Source organism: Arthrobacter sp. GW822-FHT05G07 (genome assembly GCF_058799755.1).
In genome coordinates this window covers 55775-71767 of the sequence record NZ_JBXALT010000007.1, presented here as the reverse complement: position 1 = coordinate 71767, position 15993 = coordinate 55775, and the positions used below count along the sequence as shown (strand labels likewise).

The 15993-nt window shown below is 63.4% G+C and carries 13 protein-coding genes, 1 tRNA gene and 1 other RNA gene; 11 read left to right on the top strand and 4 right to left on the bottom strand.

Annotated features, from left to right (window positions below):
- The first annotated feature begins 102 nt into the window (after positions 1 to 102).
- Positions 103 to 1029 (top strand): LysR family transcriptional regulator, encoded by a 927-nt coding sequence (locus tag AC1RJY_RS13205; protein ID WP_011773421.1) that lies wholly within the window; start codon positions 103 to 105, stop codon positions 1027 to 1029.
- On the opposite strand, the gene AC1RJY_RS13200 is transcribed toward AC1RJY_RS13205, so the two are convergent.
- A complete protein-coding gene (locus tag AC1RJY_RS13200) occupies positions 1026 to 2069 on the bottom strand; it encodes an acyltransferase family protein (protein ID WP_498602471.1) in 1044 nt (347 codons plus the stop codon). The genes AC1RJY_RS13205 and AC1RJY_RS13200 overlap by 4 nt on opposite strands.
- A gap of 190 nt (positions 2070 to 2259) precedes the next feature.
- A tRNA-Ser gene (locus AC1RJY_RS13195) sits at positions 2260 to 2344 on the bottom strand.
- Positions 2345 to 2649: 305 nt separating this feature from the next.
- Between AC1RJY_RS13195 and AC1RJY_RS13190 the strand changes: the two genes are divergently transcribed.
- The 5 genes from AC1RJY_RS13190 (at position 2650) to AC1RJY_RS13170 (ending at position 7612) form a co-directional block, all read left to right on the top strand.
- Positions 2650 to 2973 carry a YqfO family protein gene (locus AC1RJY_RS13190; RefSeq protein WP_014920704.1) on the top strand — a complete coding sequence of 108 codons (324 nt, stop codon included), beginning with the start codon at positions 2650 to 2652 and terminating at the stop codon, positions 2971 to 2973.
- Positions 2974 to 3179: 206 nt separating this feature from the next.
- Positions 3180 to 3276, top strand: an RNA gene (gene ffs / locus AC1RJY_RS13185) — signal recognition particle sRNA small type.
- A 33-nt stretch (positions 3277 to 3309) separates the two neighbouring features.
- Positions 3310 to 6510 (top strand): DNA polymerase III subunit gamma and tau, encoded by a 3201-nt coding sequence (locus AC1RJY_RS13180; RefSeq protein ID WP_498602469.1) that lies wholly within the window; start codon positions 3310 to 3312, stop codon positions 6508 to 6510.
- A gap of 33 nt (positions 6511 to 6543) precedes the next feature.
- Complete coding sequence (gene recR, locus AC1RJY_RS13175; protein ID WP_011773417.1) at positions 6544 to 7143, top strand: recombination mediator RecR; 600 nt, start codon at positions 6544 to 6546, stop codon at positions 7141 to 7143.
- A 40-nt stretch (positions 7144 to 7183) separates the two neighbouring features.
- Positions 7184 to 7612 carry a dihydrofolate reductase family protein gene (locus AC1RJY_RS13170; protein ID WP_498602468.1) on the top strand — a complete coding sequence of 143 codons (429 nt, stop codon included), beginning with the start codon at positions 7184 to 7186 and terminating at the stop codon, positions 7610 to 7612.
- On the opposite strand, the gene AC1RJY_RS13165 is transcribed toward AC1RJY_RS13170, so the two are convergent.
- Complete coding sequence (locus AC1RJY_RS13165) at positions 7593 to 8684, bottom strand: hypothetical protein (RefSeq protein WP_498602467.1); 1092 nt, start codon at positions 8682 to 8684, stop codon at positions 7593 to 7595. The genes AC1RJY_RS13170 and AC1RJY_RS13165 overlap by 20 nt on opposite strands.
- Positions 8685 to 8808: 124 nt before the next feature.
- On the opposite strand from AC1RJY_RS13165, the gene AC1RJY_RS13160 reads away from it, so the two are divergent.
- Together AC1RJY_RS13160 and AC1RJY_RS13155 are read left to right on the top strand one after the other, a co-directional pair.
- Entirely contained in the window at positions 8809 to 9336 is a 528-nt protein-coding gene (locus AC1RJY_RS13160) for a DUF427 domain-containing protein (RefSeq protein ID WP_238324493.1), read from the top strand.
- Between the two features lie 160 nt (positions 9337 to 9496).
- Positions 9497 to 10843, top strand: a complete 1347-nt coding sequence (locus tag AC1RJY_RS13155) for an aspartate kinase (RefSeq protein ID WP_011773413.1) — start codon at positions 9497 to 9499, stop codon at positions 10841 to 10843.
- A 130-nt stretch (positions 10844 to 10973) separates the two neighbouring features.
- On the opposite strand, the gene AC1RJY_RS13150 is transcribed toward AC1RJY_RS13155, so the two are convergent.
- Positions 10974 to 11576 carry a TetR/AcrR family transcriptional regulator gene (locus tag AC1RJY_RS13150; RefSeq protein WP_143711600.1) on the bottom strand — a complete coding sequence of 201 codons (603 nt, stop codon included), beginning with the start codon at positions 11574 to 11576 and terminating at the stop codon, positions 10974 to 10976.
- Between the two features lie 136 nt (positions 11577 to 11712).
- Here AC1RJY_RS13150 and AC1RJY_RS13145 point away from each other — a divergent pair, with 136 nt between their 5' ends.
- The 3 genes from AC1RJY_RS13145 (at position 11713) to AC1RJY_RS13135 (ending at position 15943) form a co-directional block, all read left to right on the top strand.
- On the top strand, positions 11713 to 12993 hold the full coding sequence (locus AC1RJY_RS13145) for an MFS transporter (RefSeq protein ID WP_286140244.1): 1281 nt from the start codon (positions 11713 to 11715) through the stop codon (positions 12991 to 12993).
- Complete coding sequence (locus tag AC1RJY_RS13140) at positions 12993 to 15488, top strand: beta-glucosidase family protein (RefSeq protein WP_498602466.1); 2496 nt, start codon at positions 12993 to 12995, stop codon at positions 15486 to 15488. Before AC1RJY_RS13145 ends, AC1RJY_RS13140 begins: the two co-directional genes overlap by 1 nt.
- A gap of 155 nt (positions 15489 to 15643) precedes the next feature.
- Positions 15644 to 15943: a DUF4193 domain-containing protein gene (locus AC1RJY_RS13135; protein ID WP_011773410.1), complete on the top strand. Its 300-nt coding sequence runs from the start codon at positions 15644 to 15646 to the stop codon at positions 15941 to 15943.
- Positions 15944 to 15993: the final 50 nt, after the last annotated feature.

The window sequence follows — 15993 nt, the reverse complement described above, 5'->3', positions numbered from 1 at the left end:
GAAGTTTGTTTGTTTCCATCAGTATGGATCTACAATCACGTTAGGAAAAGCGATCTTTTCTGACGAATATTGATTACCCATCCCGAACCTTTGGAGGTCGTCTTGCTGGACGTCCGCAGGCTGCGTTTGCTGCACGAGTTAAAGATCCGCGGAACCTTGGCCGAAGTCGCCGATGCGATGCAATACAGCCCCTCATCAGTTTCACAGCAGCTCACGTTGCTGGAGAAGGAAGCCGGGGTGGAGCTGCTGCGAAAAGCGGGGCGTCGGGTGCAACTGACTCCGCAAGCGGAGATCCTCGTGGCCCACACCGCGGCGCTGCTGGAGACCTTGGAGCGCGCGGAAACCGAGCTCGCGGCGTCGCTCTCCATGGTGACCGGAACCGTGCGCTTGGCCGTGTTCCAATCCGCGGCACTGGCTTTGCTGCCCGATTTCCTCAGCATCATGCGCAAGGAGTATCCCGAGGTACGCGTGGAAATGACACAGCGCGAGCCCGAGACTGCACTCTACGAAACGTGGGCGCGGGACTTCGACCTTGTGGTGGCCGAGCAATACCCGGGCCACGCGGCCCCGCACCACAGCGGGCTGGACCGGGTAACCCTCACCAGCGACGCCATCCGGCTGGCCACTCCCCCCGTAGGACTTGGCGGCGAAACCGTAGCCACCCTCGCGGACACCGCCTCAATGCCGTGGGTCATGGAACCCCGCGGCGCAGCATCCCGGCACTGGGCGGAGCAGGCCTGCCGGTCCGCGGGCTTCGAACCGGACGTGCGCTACGAAACAGCCGACCTCCAAGCCCAGATCCGGCTCATTGAATCCGGGAACGCCGTGGCACTCATGCCGGACCTCGTATGGACCGGGCGCACCCGCACGGTCCAACTCCTGGACCTTCCCGGTCTCCCGGAGCGAACCGTGTTCACATCCACCAGGACGGCCGGCCGGATCCACCCGGCAATTCTGGCCTGCCGGGAAGTGCTGGAACGCGTGGCTGCCGCTCAGCAGAAAGATACCGAGCAGCGGGCTGACGGCTAACCCACCAGCCAGCGCCGGAGCGGCGACCGGAGCACCAGCAATGCGAGAGCAAAGGGCACCGCCAAAGCTACAACGGCGTCAAAGATCGATCCCGACGCAGGCGTGTTGAGCAGGTAGAGGAAGAACGCGTGGGTGAGAACCACCACCAGCCCGGCGGAGGCCAGCTGGATCGTCAGGCGATTCACCGCCGGGCTAACCATGCGGTACAGCGCTGCGAAGACGAGGATCAGTCCCAGGCTAATTGCAGAGGCGTTGACCACGCTCAGCGCGACTGAGCCGAAGTCGCCGTCCTTCATGTTCAGCGGCTGAACCACACCGCCGACCGTCAGGGCAACGCCAGCAAGTACCAGACCCACGCCCACGGCCGTCTTGTACCGGACGCGATGGACCATGGCAGGCAAAGCGCGTCCGACGAGAACGAACACCAGGCACGGCACCGCCAAGGCTATTCCTAAGGGCGTCTTTGCCATCACCTCCCCCGCAAAAACGCTTGCTGCCAGCCCAAGTCCAGCGATGATCCACGCCATCCAGGGCGGAAATCGCTCCAGCCAGCGGAACAGCACGGCCGTGAAAAAGAGGACCGGCACAAACCAGAACGCCGAATACGGGCGCACCGCGAACGCTCCGCCATAGACCGCATTTCGGAGTGCTTCGACGGGCAGGGATCCGCCACGCAGATACTCCACGGAAGCGAACGCGACACTGAGGACGGCCAGCCACGCAACATACGGGACCAGGAGCGTCTTGGAGCGGCGGGTGATCTCATCCCGCACCGTCCGGCCCGACTTCCACAGATAGCCCGTCAGGATGAAAAATACGGGGACATGCCACGCAAACAGGGCATCGGTGAACGGCCCGGATGTCCAGACATGACCAACCACTACGGCTGCGATACCGGTAAGCCTGATGGCGTCCAGATCCGCCGCCCGAGCCCGGTTCGACGGGGCCGCACTGTGCCGGGTCGACGGGGCTGCGCTGTGCCTGATCGGCGGGACTGCAAGGTGCCTGCCCCGGACTCTTCCTACACTGAAGTCCGACACCGGATTCCCTCTGGTTGCGAGCAAGTCCAAGCAATCCTAGGAGGGCATAAAGGTCCGGCCAAGCACGTCATAGGACAAATGGTGCGCTGGGAATGAGCGGGACGTGATGCGGGAAACCGTCATGGCCGGACTCGGGTTTCGGGCAAAGAGAAAGGCTCCGGGATCAGCTGGATCCCGGAGCCTTTTTCGGCGGAGAATGGGGGATTTGAACCCCCGAGGGCGTTAACCCAACACGCGTTCCAGGCGTGCGCCATAGGCCGCTAGGCGAATTCTCCTTGCTTCCGATTCGAAAGCAGATACTACTGTACCTGAGAATTTCGGCATCGTGTAATCGGGCTGATTTGCCACGCCGAAGCACCCTCGGAGAAGCGGTCGTTAACGGAAAAATGGACGCCCCCAACGCGCCCATTCTTGCGGTATCACCGTTGAGCTGCCGGGTCCGGCCCCTCGCTCCCAGGCCCCGCAGCTCACAACCTTGAGATTGCCCCAATCGGTGTACATACCCATGGTCCGCTGCAGTCCCTCGTTTTGCAATGGTTGAGACCTGTTTGTAGCCGAAGTTTATTGACAGGATGTCCTTATGGCTCAGCTGCATGCCCTGGTTGTCTACGTTCCTGAGACGCATATCGAGGAAGTCCTCCTGGCCATTGGCGACGCAGGCGCCGGGAGAATCGGCGACTACTCCCACTGCGCCTTTACTTCACCAGGCACCGGCCGCTTCACGCCTCTACCGGGAGCACGGCCAGCCATCGGTGAGGTGGGGATCGAGGAGCAGGTGCCCGAAACCCGGGTTGAGTGCGTTGTTCAGGAGGACATGCTCGACGGCGTTGTGCTGGCTCTGCGGGCCGCGCACCCATACGAGGAGCCGGCTTTCATGACATGGCCGGTGAATGGCTGGCGGTGACGGGGAGACCGCCAGGACACGAACCCCACCCACTCCCCACTACCCATCCCGCACCATAGCCACACCCGTTCCGACGAACCTCTCCTGCAGTACGACGATTACCAGCCAGCCCCGACAAAATGAGAAGGCCAGCCAAACGCCGTCGAGCCTTATCCACAGCCCTTCGAGCCGATTCGAACCCCAACCCAAGTTCGGGTAAGCTTGTCGACGGCCCCTCATGTGGCGTCATCCTGTTGAACTCCCCCAGGACCGGAAGGTAGCAAGGGTAGATGGGCTCTGGCGGGTGCATGAGGGGTCACTTATTTAAATGTCAGTCTCTATAGGTAGGTTTCACTTGTGACTGTTACAACTGCCCTGTATCGAAGGTATCGCCCGGACTCTTTCGCGGACGTTATCGGGCAGGAACACGTCACGGAGCCGCTGATGACGGCGCTCCGCAAGAACCGTGTGAACCACGCCTACCTCTTCTCCGGCCCCCGCGGTTGCGGCAAAACCACCTCTGCGCGCATTCTGGCCCGCTGCCTTAACTGCGCCGAGGGCCCCACTGACACCCCCTGCGGAAAATGCCCCAGTTGCATCGAACTTGCACGCGGCGGCTCCGGCTCGCTTGATGTCATAGAGATCGACGCCGCCAGCCACGGTGGCGTGGACGACGCCCGCGATCTCCGCGAGCGCGCAACGTTCGCCCCGGTGCGTGACCGCTACAAGATCTTCATCATTGACGAGGCCCACATGGTCACGTCTGCCGGCTTCAACGCGCTGCTCAAGATTGTTGAAGAGCCGCCGGAACACATCAAGTTCATCTTTGCCACAACCGAGCCGGACAAGGTCATTGGGACCATCCGCTCGCGGACGCACCACTATCCCTTCCGGTTGGTGCCGCCCGAGCCGCTGATGCAATACCTTGAGCTGCTCTGCCAGCAGGAGAATGTTCCTGTCGCTCCCGGCGTACTTTCGTTGGTCATCCGCGCGGGTGGCGGTTCTGTTCGTGACACCCTGTCCGTCCTGGACCAGCTCATGGCTGGCGCGGGACCCAACGGCTTGGACTACGAGCTCGCTGTTGCGCTGCTCGGTTACACGCACGCTTCCTTGCTGGACGACATCGTGGATGCCGTGGCTGCCGCGGATGCTGCCACCGTATTCCGCGCGGTGGACCGAGTCATCCAGACCGGTCACGACCCCCGGCGCTTCGTCGAAGACCTGTTGGAACGCTTCCGCGACCTCATCATCGTCCAGGCCATGCCCGAGAGCGCGCAGGCCATCCTTCGCGGCATGCCGGCCGATCAGATCGCTCGGATGCGCAACCAGGCAACCAACTTGGGCGCAGCCGAGCTGTCCCGGGCAGCGGACGTCACAAATACCGCGCTCACCGAGATGACCGGGGCCACGTCCCCGCGTCTCCACCTTGAGCTGTTGTGTGCCCGCATCCTCCTGCCCAGCGCCGAACAGACGGAGCGTGGCATCGCTGCCCGCATCGACCGCGTGGAACGTCGCCTGAATTACACGGGCGACGGCGGTGCTCCGGCTGTTGCTGCCGCCCCACCGGCGGCTGCAGTTACTACGCCAACGGCTTCGCCGGTAGCCCCGACGACGCCCGCTCCCGCCCCTGCGCCTGCGCCTGCAGCCGCTGTTGTTGCGTCGGCCGATGCCCAGCCAACGCCCGCTTCGGCTCCGGCGGTTTCCGAGCCGTCCGCTGAAGCAGGATCACGCGACGCCATCACGGCACCGCGAGTCTCCACCAACGATTGGCCCGTCGAGGACCGTCCGGCTGCCGGCCGCTCCCCCCAGGCTGCCGCATCCCCGGCCGCTCCAGGCCAGCCGCAGCCGCAGCCGGGGTCGGCATCACCACAGCAAACCCAGCCTGTTCAAGCTCCTACGCCTCCTCCCTCGCAGGAGGCTGCCCCGCAGGTTCAGCCGACAGCCCCGGTGCAGGCAGCCCAACAGCCACCCGCCGCAGCCCAGCAGCCACCTGCCCCCACTCCGCAGCCTGCTGCTGCAGCTTCGGTTTCCGGTGGCAGCGGCGACGTAGAGGCCCTGCGTCGCGCATGGCCTGACGTCCTGCAGACCTTGACCAAGATCAAGCGCAGCACCTGGGCACTGGTGGAACCGAATGCCCAAGTTGCCCAGTTCGATGGCCAAGTGCTGACTTTGGCTTTCACAACAGGCGGCCTTGCAGGGGCGTTTGGACGCGCGGATCATTCCGAGAACCTTCGCCAGGCGATCCACAAGACCATCGGCATCGACTGCCAGATCGTCGCCGTGGCTGGCGGCAACAGCTCAGCGAGCTCTGAGCCAAACCCAAAAGCACCTACTAGCCGGGAAACTCCGGCTGCTGCATCGTCAGCAGGCACCCCCGCGAACCCCACTTCGCCGCCTGTTGAATCAGCTCCTGCACCAGCCCCGGTATCAGCGGTCGACTCTGCGTGGGGGCTGGCACCAGCGGCAGCAGCATCGCCAGCTCCAGCAGCAGTACCCGCGCCAGAAGTCCCGGCTGCCCCGACGCCGGCCGCGCCAGCACCCGCCCCGGCGGCAGCATCGCCGGCAGCACCCGCACCCGCCGCCCCCGCGCCAGCCACTTCGGCACCCGCCGAGCCATCCACGGATTACTCGTACCCTGACGACGATTGGGGTCCGCCGCTCGACGAGGATGCCCCGCCTTTGGATGAAGAGCCTCCGGCGGATTGGGAACCCCCGTCGGGATACGGCCGCACGGGCTCACAGCCGGCTACGCCGGCCCCCGCCCAGTCCCCGGCAAGCGGATCACCTTCCTCGAGCCCGTCACCGACGGCGCCGCGAGCATCAGCAGCGCCGGCCCAGGCCGTCCCTTCTGCCACCGCTTCCACAGCGGCAAACCCTGCGGGCATCAACGGGTCCGAGGACCCATGGTCCCGCGCGGTGGAGCAGGCTCCTGGGACGTGGGTTGTGGGCACGGAGTCCAACGTGGGCAAGCGACCCCTCGACTCTCCTGAAGAAAGCGCACCCGCAACGGACGCCCCGGACTATGAACCGGCGGCGGCGCAGGTCCCGGAAACACCCTCCGGAACTTACGGCCACCCAACCAATGCCGAACAGAACCCAAGCTCCAGCTGGGACGTCGCACCGGCGTCGAGCTGGCCGGGAACGCAATCCATGCCCGACCCTGCCGGCAGCAGCGACACGGCCGGCAGCGTCCCGGTAACCAGCGGCGCCCCGGCTGCCAGCAACGCACCGGCAACCTGGCCATCCTTGGCTACGCAACCCGAGGAGTCGCATGGTTCGGTTGCGACGCTTGAGGAGGGTGCGCCGTCGAGCAGTCCAAATGGCCGGCAGAGCTTGTACCAGCGGTTGACGAACAGCCCCGAAGCCCAGGCCGGCCGTGTGCAGGCCCCGGTGCGGACTCAGGCGAAGCCGGAGTCAGTCCCGGAGGACATTCCCAGTCCGGAAGATGAAACCATCGAGGAATCCCGGGTCTTTGGGCGGGCTGCGGTGGAGCGTATTCTGGGCGGAAAGCTGATTGAAGAGCGCGCCTTGGACGGTTCTCCCCTACAACCCCGCTGACTCCAGCACTGATTTCAAACTAATGAGGACATTGTGTACGAAGGTGCAGTTCAAGAGCTGATTGATGAGCTCGGCCGGCTTCCCGGTGTGGGCCCTAAATCGGCGCAGCGCCTGGCGTTCCATATCCTTGAGGCAGATCCCGAGGACATGAAGCGTCTTGTCACGGCTATCACCACGGTCAAGGAACGCGTGAAGTTCTGCACTGTCTGTTTCAACGTGACCGAGCAGGAAACGTGCAATATCTGCCGGGATCAGCGTCGTGATCCGTCGGTCATTTGCGTCGTTGAGGAGTCCAAGGACGTCTTGGCCGTCGAGCGCACACGGTCCTTCCGCGGGCGCTATCACGTGCTGGGCGGGGCCATTAATCCCATCGCCGGCATCGGGCCGGAACAGTTGCGCATCCGTGAACTCCTCACGCGCCTCAACGACGGCGCCATCCAGGAAATCATCATCGCCACTGACCCGAACCTTGAGGGCGAAGCTACGGCAACGTACCTTGCCCGCATGCTCAAGTCGATCGGGATCACGGTGACACGGCTGGCGTCGGGCCTCCCCGTGGGTGGAGACCTTGAGTACGCGGACGAGGTCACCTTGGGCCGCGCGTTCGAGGGCAGGCGCAACGCGCTGTTGTAGTCTCGCAATCACAACATCAACCGTCAAACGCACGGGGACCATGTTCGACACCGTCGTGATGGGCTGGAACACCTACGCTGTTGGACTGCCGGTGGGCATGACAAGCCCGTATCAGCACCTCAAACAAGTGGTGTTTTCCCGGACACGGACCGAGTCGGACATACCCGGCGAGCACCCGAACCTGAAAGTCACGGATGAAGATCCGGTAGAGGTTGTTCGCCGGTTGAAGTCCGAGCCCGGCCAGTCGATTTGGCTTTGTGGCGGCGGGCAACTGGCAACGCAGCTCGCGGGCGAAATCGACCGGCTTGTGCTCAAACGCAGTCCGGTGCTCTTTGGCGACGGCATCCCGCTGTTTGCGCCCGGCACCTACCAGCCCAGCGCCTTCAATGAGGTTTCGACGACGGCGTTCGGCTCGGGAGTCGTCATTTCTGAGTACGCTCGGAGGCAGCTCAGCCAGGACCCGAACTAGCCGCCGCCCGGCGGTCAGCCAGCCAGCGTCCCGACATAATCGCCAGCGCGGCGAGTGCTGCCTGCAGTACCAAGCCCGTCAGCGCCACAGGCATGGATGGAGCAAGGCCGTCGCTTGATTCCCCGCCAAGGCACGGGACTTCGCGTGACGGACCGTCGGCGGCCCATTGCAGTCCGGACAACATCCATCCAATCGGGTTGTCCGTGGGCGCCAGTTCCCCGCCCACGCTGCCCAGGAGCAGGGCAGGGTTGGTGGTGGCCAGCCAGGCAACCCGATCCGTGTGCGCCACCTCAACCGGACGAAGATTGCCAACGCATTCATAGGCAGTGATCCTTCCGGAGTCGTCCCGCTCCACGTTCACCGGCACGGATGCCTGACCCGTACCTGTGGTCGCGGGCAGCAACAGGACCGTGACCGCCACATTTCCTATGCAAAGGAAAGCCATGAGCACCACAGCCAAAACCCCTGCCGGCATGACCTTGGCGAAGCATCTCCGTGAACCAGCACCGATCAGCCCGAAGAGGGCTACTTCAAGGACAATGACGACGACGGCGGCACCGGCCAGCGCGATCGGCCCGCCGACGTTGAAGCCCACCACCATCAGAACAGCGCAAGCTGGCACGGCCAAGGCCACCCCGCGCATGGCTCCTGCAAGCAGCAGTGAAGGGACGCTTCCGTTGGGATGCCGGAAGCCCCACACGGCGCCCAGCACGGCCGCTGAGAGTGCCAGAAATGCCGCCATCAATAAATGGACAGCATTGGCGACCCCGGCCTCAAACCCCCCGCTGGATTCTGCCCAGGCCACCAAGGCGGCGGCTATCCCCCAGGCGAGAGCAATCCCAAGTGCGCAGGCCAGCCAGAACCACCATGACGTGAAGGACTCCCGGGTGTTCCGCCACGCCTCGCCGGCAGTCACTGAGAAATTTCCAGAGGCGAGCGGCGGCCCCGTGCCTGGTTTCCGGTCGGTCACCTTGGACGGCTGATCATCGATCATCCCGCCGCCGATGACTTCATATTCGGGCTCGTTCCATCCCGGACCCGAACCGCCCGTATGGTCAGGCAAACCGGCCATCGCCGCTCACAAACCTCATGAGTTGGATGGTACGCCGGGCACGCCCCAACCGATACGCCGGGGCCCAGGCTCCGATGCACCGGCTTTCACGGGGAGATCCCAGCCAAGCGTGCCACCATGGGACATGGTCTCCAGTCGCAGTGTTTCCGGCGTCTTTCGGCGCCCCCGGCCCATCAAACCCAAGAAGGGACAGGAGTCGGTGTGGGACTATCCACGTCCGCCGAGGATCGAACCACGCTCGGAAAGGGTGGTTGTCCGACTTGGGGGTCAGGTGATCGTGGACACCACTGACGCTGTGCGGGTTCTGGAGACAAGCCACCCGCCCGTCTACTACCTACCCTTTGATGCCTTCCCTTCCGGCGTGCTGGTTCCTCACGCCGGCACGAGTTTTTGCGAGTTCAAGGGAGAGGCAAGCTATTTCGACGTCGTTGCCGGCGGTGTTGTCGTATCCCGCGGCGGGTGGACTTACGCGAACCCGGCCAGGGGTTTCGAGCCCCTCAGTAGCCGGGTGGCCCTCTACCCGCAACATATGGATTCCTGCGAGATCAACGGCGAGCAGGTGACATTCCAGCAAGGCGGCTTCTACGGCGGGTGGATCACTCAGCAGATAGTAGGCCCGTTCAAAGGCGGTCCGGCCACGTCAGGTTGGTGAGACGACTCACCATATGTATGGTGCGTGGCCGCTATGTGGTCACAATTCCTACCAGCCCTGCGCGCGGCGATAAACTGGGCAAATAAGCTACGCTGGCGTGCTCAAATTTGGAATTTGGCATGCCGCGTTCGAACCCTATTGATGCAGTGAGGGTGCGCGCATGACTATGCCCACTACCGAAGTGAAGATCGAAGAGCTCTCCAACGAGGCTGCGATTACCAAGCAGCTGATCGTTCAGAAGTTCGGCGGTTCCTCGGTTGCAGATGCTGATGGCATCAAACGGGTCGCTCAGCGCGTCGTGGATGCGCAGAAGGCCGGCAACGAGGTTGTGGTTGTTGTCTCCGCGATGGGCGACACCACCGATGAACTCCTGGACCTTGCGGGTCAGGTCACGGACTCCGCTCCCGCCCGTGAGATGGACATGCTGTTGTCCGCCGGCGAGCGAATTTCCATGGCTTTGCTCGCCATGGCCATCAACAAGTTCGGCGCTTCCGCGCAGTCCTTCACCGGCTCCCAGGCCGGCATGATCACCGACGGCATCCACGGCAAGGCCCGGATTATCGACGTCGACCCCCACCGCATCCGCACAGCCCTGGACAAGGGACACATTGCGATCGTGGCAGGTTTCCAGGGCATGAGCCGCAGCACCAACGAGATCACCACCTTGGGTCGCGGCGGATCGGACACCACCGCTGTTGCGTTGGCCGCCGCACTTGAGGCTGATGTCTGCGAAATCTACACGGACGTGGACGGCATCTACACCGCCGACCCCCGCGTTGTGACCTCCGCCCAGAAGATCGACCGTATCTCCAGCGAGGAAATGTTGGAGTTGGCCGCTTCCGGTGCCAAGATCCTGCACCTGCGGTGTGTGGAGTACGCCCGCCGCTTCGGCGTGCCGCTGCACGTCCGCTCGTCATTTAGCCAGCACGAAGGCACTTGGGTCATCCCCGGCGCCGATGAAAAGTTCAACATTCAAGAGGGAGTTGCCTTGGAGCAGCCAATCATCTCCGGCGTTGCACACGACCGGTCCGAAGCCAAGGTCACCGTTGTGGGCGTTCCGGACATCCCCGGCAAGGCTGCCGCGATCTTCCAGGTGATCGCAGACGCGCACTCGAACATCGACATGATCGTCCAGAACGTGTCCACCCACGGCACCGGCCGCACGGACATTTCGTTCACCCTTCCCATCGTGGAAGGCGCCGACGCCCTTGCCGCCCTGCGTGCTGCCGAAGGCCAGATCGGCTTCGAGAGCATCGAATACAACGAGCATGTTGGCAAGCTCTCCCTCATCGGCGCGGGCATGCGTTCGCACCCGGGCGTTTCGGCCACGTTCTTTAAGGCCCTCTCCGACGCCGGCATCAACATCGACATGATCTCCACCTCGGAAATCCGCATCTCCGTGGTCACCAGCGCTGACGCCTTGGATGATGCCGTGCGCGCCATCCACAATGCGTTCGAGCTCGACGGCGACGCTGAGGCCACCGTTTACGGCGGCACTGGCCGCTAGAGCCACCAAGTCTTAACAGCGGAAGGACCGGAGCAAGCGCTCCGGTCCTTCCTGCATTAGTTTGGTGGCACTCGAATTCGTTGAGGACGTGTCGCAAGCCTCTTCGCGCAGCGAGGAGGAGCCCGGGTAGCTATGCCTCCTTGGCTGCCGGCGCCAAAAGCACGTCAATGAGTTGCCGTAGCCCGTCCGCCATGTCCACGGACTTGTCGTAGAGCCACTGGAGTTGCAGGCCGTCGAACGCGGCAATCGTTAGCCGCGCAAGCATCACGGAGTCGACGTCGGTGCGCACCTCCCCTAAGGCCTGGCGCCGTTGGATGTCAGCGGCAATGTCCCGCACCACCGTCTCGTAGCGCTCTTTGAAATAGCTGTGGGAGTTGTGCCCGGGATCGTTGGCCGTGGCCGATGCCACTGCGTAAAGGGTGGTGAGGCCGGGCTCGCGCTCGTTCCGTTCCGCGATAGGCGGCATCAGGTTCAGCCCCACGTCCTCCTGGCCGCTGACTGCAATGGAGCGCCGGTCGCGTTCCGCCAGCACGGCAGTGAGGAGCTCTTGCTTCCCCTTGAAGTAGTGGAAGAGCGTGGCTTCCTTGACTCCCACAAGTTCAGCTACGCGCTTGAGGGCCGTTCCTTCAAAGCCTTCAGTGGCAAAAACATCAGTTGCCGTTTGGATGATCTGTTCACGGCGTTCCGCACCCTTGGCGTACTGGCCCCGGGCCCTCGAACTCGACGTAGACATCCGTTCAGTGTATTTCACCATCCCAAAACCTAGCTTCACTCGACTTTTTACGCAAAAACCTAGTCACACTAGATTTTTAGGGCTAAAGTCGTTCTTCGAGACCCAACGGTGGGTCACCCGTTCACCAGGAGGCAATGTGGCCCTCAATCTCAATCAGCAGATGGCAGGCGCGGAAACCGTCAGCCCGGGGCTTCGAAGCACCCCGCCTAAAGCCGCTTCCCGCGCCTATGTCATCGGTATGCCCATCGCGAGCGCCGGCCTCTGGATGGCTGTCCTTGCCCCCGCATTGGTAGTCCTTGCCATCAAGATTTCGGAGATCACCACACCGGACACGCGCGCTGGAGCACTCAGCCTCGTGGCTGGCGTCGGAGCAGCTGTTGCCTTGCTCGCCAACCCGTTCTTTGGCCGACTCAGCGATCGCACCACGTCACGATTCGGCATGCGCAAGCCGTGGATCGTCGGCGGCTCCCTAGTGGGCCTTGCAGCGCTCTTCCTGCTGGGTTCGGCCACGGAAGTCGGAGTGGTTCTGATCGCTTGGGTTGTAGCACAGCTGGGCTTCAACGCCGGCTTGGCCGCTCTGGTTGCAACCCTTCCCGACCAAGCCGGCCCAATGGAGCGCGGACGCCTTTCCGGGCTGATCGGCATGACGTTGCCCATCGGCCTTGTTGCAGCGGCCTTCTTTGCACAGATGTTCGAAACCGCCTTGCAGATGGCGGTAGTCCCGGGGATCGTGGGCACGGCGATAGCCATTGCCTTTGCCTTCACCTTCAAGGACCGCGTCCTCACCGAGAAACCGGCACCGCTGAACTTCAAGGAGATCCTGGGTTCCTTCTATTTCAACCCCAAGGATTACCCGGGCCTGGGGTGGGCTTGGGTCACCAAATTCCTGGTCTACGTGGGCTACTGCGCCGGCCTTCTCTACCTGCCGTACTTCTTCACGGACCACCTCCACGTCGCCGAAACGCAGGTCACCAGTTTGGTGTTCCAAGCAACCTTGGTGAGCTCAGCCGGCACCGTGATCACCAGCCTCGCAGGTGGCTGGATCAGCGATCGCCTTGGTAAGCGCAAGAGTATGGTCATCATCTCCGCCCTGATCATGATGGGCGGCCTGGTCGTCATCGCTACCAGCACCAACACAGGTCAGGTGCTGGTGGGCCAAGGCATCCTGGGCTTAGGCCTCGGAGTCTTCAGCGCCGTGGACGTAGCCCTCATTACGGACCTGCTGCCCAGCGACCAGTCAGAAAATGCCAAGACCTTCGGTGTCTTCAACATCGCCCAGGCCCTCCCTCAGTCCCTGGTGCCTGCTATCGCCTTCCCTGTGATCGCCCTGGGTGGCTACCCCGCGTTGTTCCTCGGCGGTGCCGTTGTCGGCATCATCGGAGCCCTCCTCGTCACCCGTATCAAAGGAGTCAAGTAATGAATCCCACAGTCTCAGCCGCCGTCACGGCCCCATCAGCAGGAACTCAGGATGCGGAAGCCGAGATCCGCGACCTCGCCCAAAGCCTGACTCTCGAACAGCAGGTTCAACTGCTGACGGGTGCGGACGTTTGGTCCACGCACGCCATCCCGGAGATCGGCCTGTCCCGCGTGGTCATGTCCGATGGTCCGGCCGGCGTCCGCGGTGAAGATTTTGATGAGCGCCACGACTCAGTCTCCTTACCATCGTCCTCGGCTTTGTCCGCGACCTGGAGCGTCGAAACGGCGCGCCGCTACGGCCAGGTCCTGGGCCAAGAGGCCCGCCGCAAGGGCGTCCACGCCGTCCTGGGGCCCACCATCAATCTCCACCGCTCCCCGCTGGGCGGCCGCCACTTCGAGTGCATGAGCGAGGACCCGCGCCTCACAGCTACCATGGCCGCAGGATATGTGGCCGGCGTCCAGTCCATGGGTGTTGGTGCAACGCCCAAGCACTACCTGGCCAACGAAGCCGAAACCGAGCGTTTCACCGCGGACTCCGTGGTGGACGAACGCCCCCTGAGGGAGCTCTACCTGGCAGCCTTCGAGGACGCCATCACCGAGGCCCGCGCCTGGCTGGTGATGAGCTCTTACAACTCCATCAACGGCACCACGGCCAGCGAGAACAAGCTCTTGGAAACCCCACTGTCCACCGAATGGGGCTTCGACGGCGTCGTGGTATCCGACTGGACCGGCGTCCGCTCGATCGACGCGGCCAACGCCCATCAGGATCTCGAAATGCCCGGCCCGGTAGGCCACTGGGGACCCAAGCTCCTCGCCGCCGTCAACGAAGGACGCGTCAGCCGCGAAGCAATCCTTGAGAAGGTCACCCGTATCCTGCGGCTCGCTGCCAGAGTGGGCTCACTCGAAGGTTTCGAACCAGCAGTGACCCACCTCCCCACCGAACTGAACGGTGCCGCCGTCGCGCGTGAAGTTGCCGTCCGCGGCGCCGTGCTGGTCCGCAACAAGGGCCTCCTCCCGCTGGATGCCAAGGCGCTGGGCAGCGTGGCTGTGATCGGCCACAACGCCGACGAAGCCCGCACCCAAGGCGGCGGCAGCGCCACAGTGATGCCTAAGTACACGGTCTCACCGCTGGAAGGGCTGCGGAAGGCACTGCCCGAGGGCGTCAAGGTCACCTACGCGCGCGGCGCCAAGGTTGCCGAGGGCATCCAGGCGTTCCCCCGAACGTCACTGCACAACCCGGTCTCCAATGTGCCTGGAATCCGCGTGACTTTCCTGGCGGAAGACGGCACGGAGATCTCAGGCGAAGACCGCTTGGCGTCGCACCTGATTTGGTTCGGCATTGGAATTCCCGACGGCGCGGCCTCCATCCGCATGGAAGCGGACTGGACTGCCGAAACAGCAGGCGTCCACCACCTGGGCGTCGGCACCGTGGGCCGGATCCGCTTTGTCCTGGACGGTACGGAAGTCTTCAACAGCGAACTTGAGGACGACACCGAAGTCCTGGGCGCCGCCCTGTTCGATCCGCCCAAGACCGTCCATGCAATCGACACCACGGCCGGCCAGAGCATTCGGATCGAGGCCGAGTACCAGTTGCCCAAGGAACAGGTCATTCCTTTCACCGCCATCCTGCTGGGCGAGGAAACGGTGGTTGCGGAACCGCAGGCCGAGATTGACGCGGCTGTGGAAGCCGCACGGGCCTCCGACGTCGCCGTCGTTGTTGTGGGCACCAACGCGGCCATCGAGTCTGAAGGATTCGACCGCAAGGATCTGGATCTCCCCGGGTACCAGAACCAACTGGTGAAGGCCGTCGCGGCGGCCAACCCCCGCACGGTGGTTGTTGTGAACTCGGGCTCGCCTGTGCTGATGCCGTGGCTGGACACGGTTGACGCGGTCCTGCTGGGCTGGTTCGGCGGCCAGGAGTTCGGCAGCGCCGTCGCAGACATCCTGCTGGGTGTCGAGGAACCGGGTGGACGACTTCCCACCACCTGGCCTTCCGCACTGGAAGATGTTCCCGTCCTCAACACCACGCCCACGGACGGCAAAGTGGTCTACTCCGAGGGAATCCACATCGGTTACCGTGCCTGGCTGAAGCAGCAAGCCGAAGGCGGTGCAGCCCCTGCCCTGCCGTTCGGCGTCGGGCTCGGCTACACAACGTTTGAATTCGGCAAAGCCCACGCACCCCAGGCGGTGACCGCAGGAAAGGATGTTGTGGTCCATGTGCCGGTCAAGAACACCGGCACACGCACTGGCCGCGAAGTGGTGCAGGTCTACGTCGAGCGCACTGAATCCGCGGTTGAACGCCCGGTCCGCTGGCTCGCTGGCTATGCGGGAGCGCACCTCGCCCCCGCTGGCACCGAGAGTGTGGAAATACGCATCCCGGCCAAAGCGTTTGCACATTACGACGGCGGGTGGCAGTTTGAGCAGGGCACGTTCCGCCTGCTTGTAGGTCGACACGCGGCCGACGACTTCCAATCTCTGGACATAGAACTTCGGTAACACAGAGGCGAAATGACCGTGGGTGGCGGATTTTTTTGGCCGCCACCCACGTGGTTTTCGCCACAAGCTGTAGAACTGGGGTATGGTATGGAATTTTCGTGGCATGCTGTACGTTGCATACCCGGTAACCCCCTAACACGAAGAGGCATTAAAAAGTGGCAGCCGATTACGACGAACTCCGTACCGATGTAAAAGAGAACCAGGAGCAGTCCCTCCAGGCTCTCCAGTCCGCCAGCGCTCCCACGGCCAAGAGTGTCGTGCTTGAACTGGACGAAACCGATGGCCTCGACGCCAACGGCCCCGGCGGCGAAATCGTCGCCGAAGAACTGGTCATCCAGGTCATTCCGCAGGCAAACGACGAGTTCACTTGTCACTCCTGCTTCCTGGTCCGCCACCGCTCGCAGATCGCACGCGAAAAAGATGGCGTCGCCTACTGCACTGACTGCGAAGGCTAAGACGACACAACACCCCGGCGGACTTAACATCGTCAGGGAGTGCCGCCGTC

Coding starts and splice junctions, on each gene's coding strand:
- AC1RJY_RS13190 (WP_014920704.1), top strand. CDS start 2,650: ATGGCTCAGCTGCATGCCCTGGTTGTCTACGTTCCTGAGACGCATATC.
- AC1RJY_RS13170 (WP_498602468.1), top strand. CDS start 7,184: ATGTTCGACACCGTCGTGATGGGCTGGAACACCTACGCTGTTGGACTG.
- AC1RJY_RS13165 (WP_498602467.1), bottom strand. CDS start 8,684: ATGGCCGGTTTGCCTGACCATACGGGCGGTTCGGGTCCGGGATGGAAC.
- AC1RJY_RS13160 (WP_238324493.1), top strand. CDS start 8,809: ATGGTCTCCAGTCGCAGTGTTTCCGGCGTCTTTCGGCGCCCCCGGCCC.
- AC1RJY_RS13155 (WP_011773413.1), top strand. CDS start 9,497: ATGACTATGCCCACTACCGAAGTGAAGATCGAAGAGCTCTCCAACGAG.
- AC1RJY_RS13150 (WP_143711600.1), bottom strand. CDS start 11,576: ATGTCTACGTCGAGTTCGAGGGCCCGGGGCCAGTACGCCAAGGGTGCG.
- AC1RJY_RS13140 (WP_498602466.1), top strand. CDS start 12,993: ATGAATCCCACAGTCTCAGCCGCCGTCACGGCCCCATCAGCAGGAACT.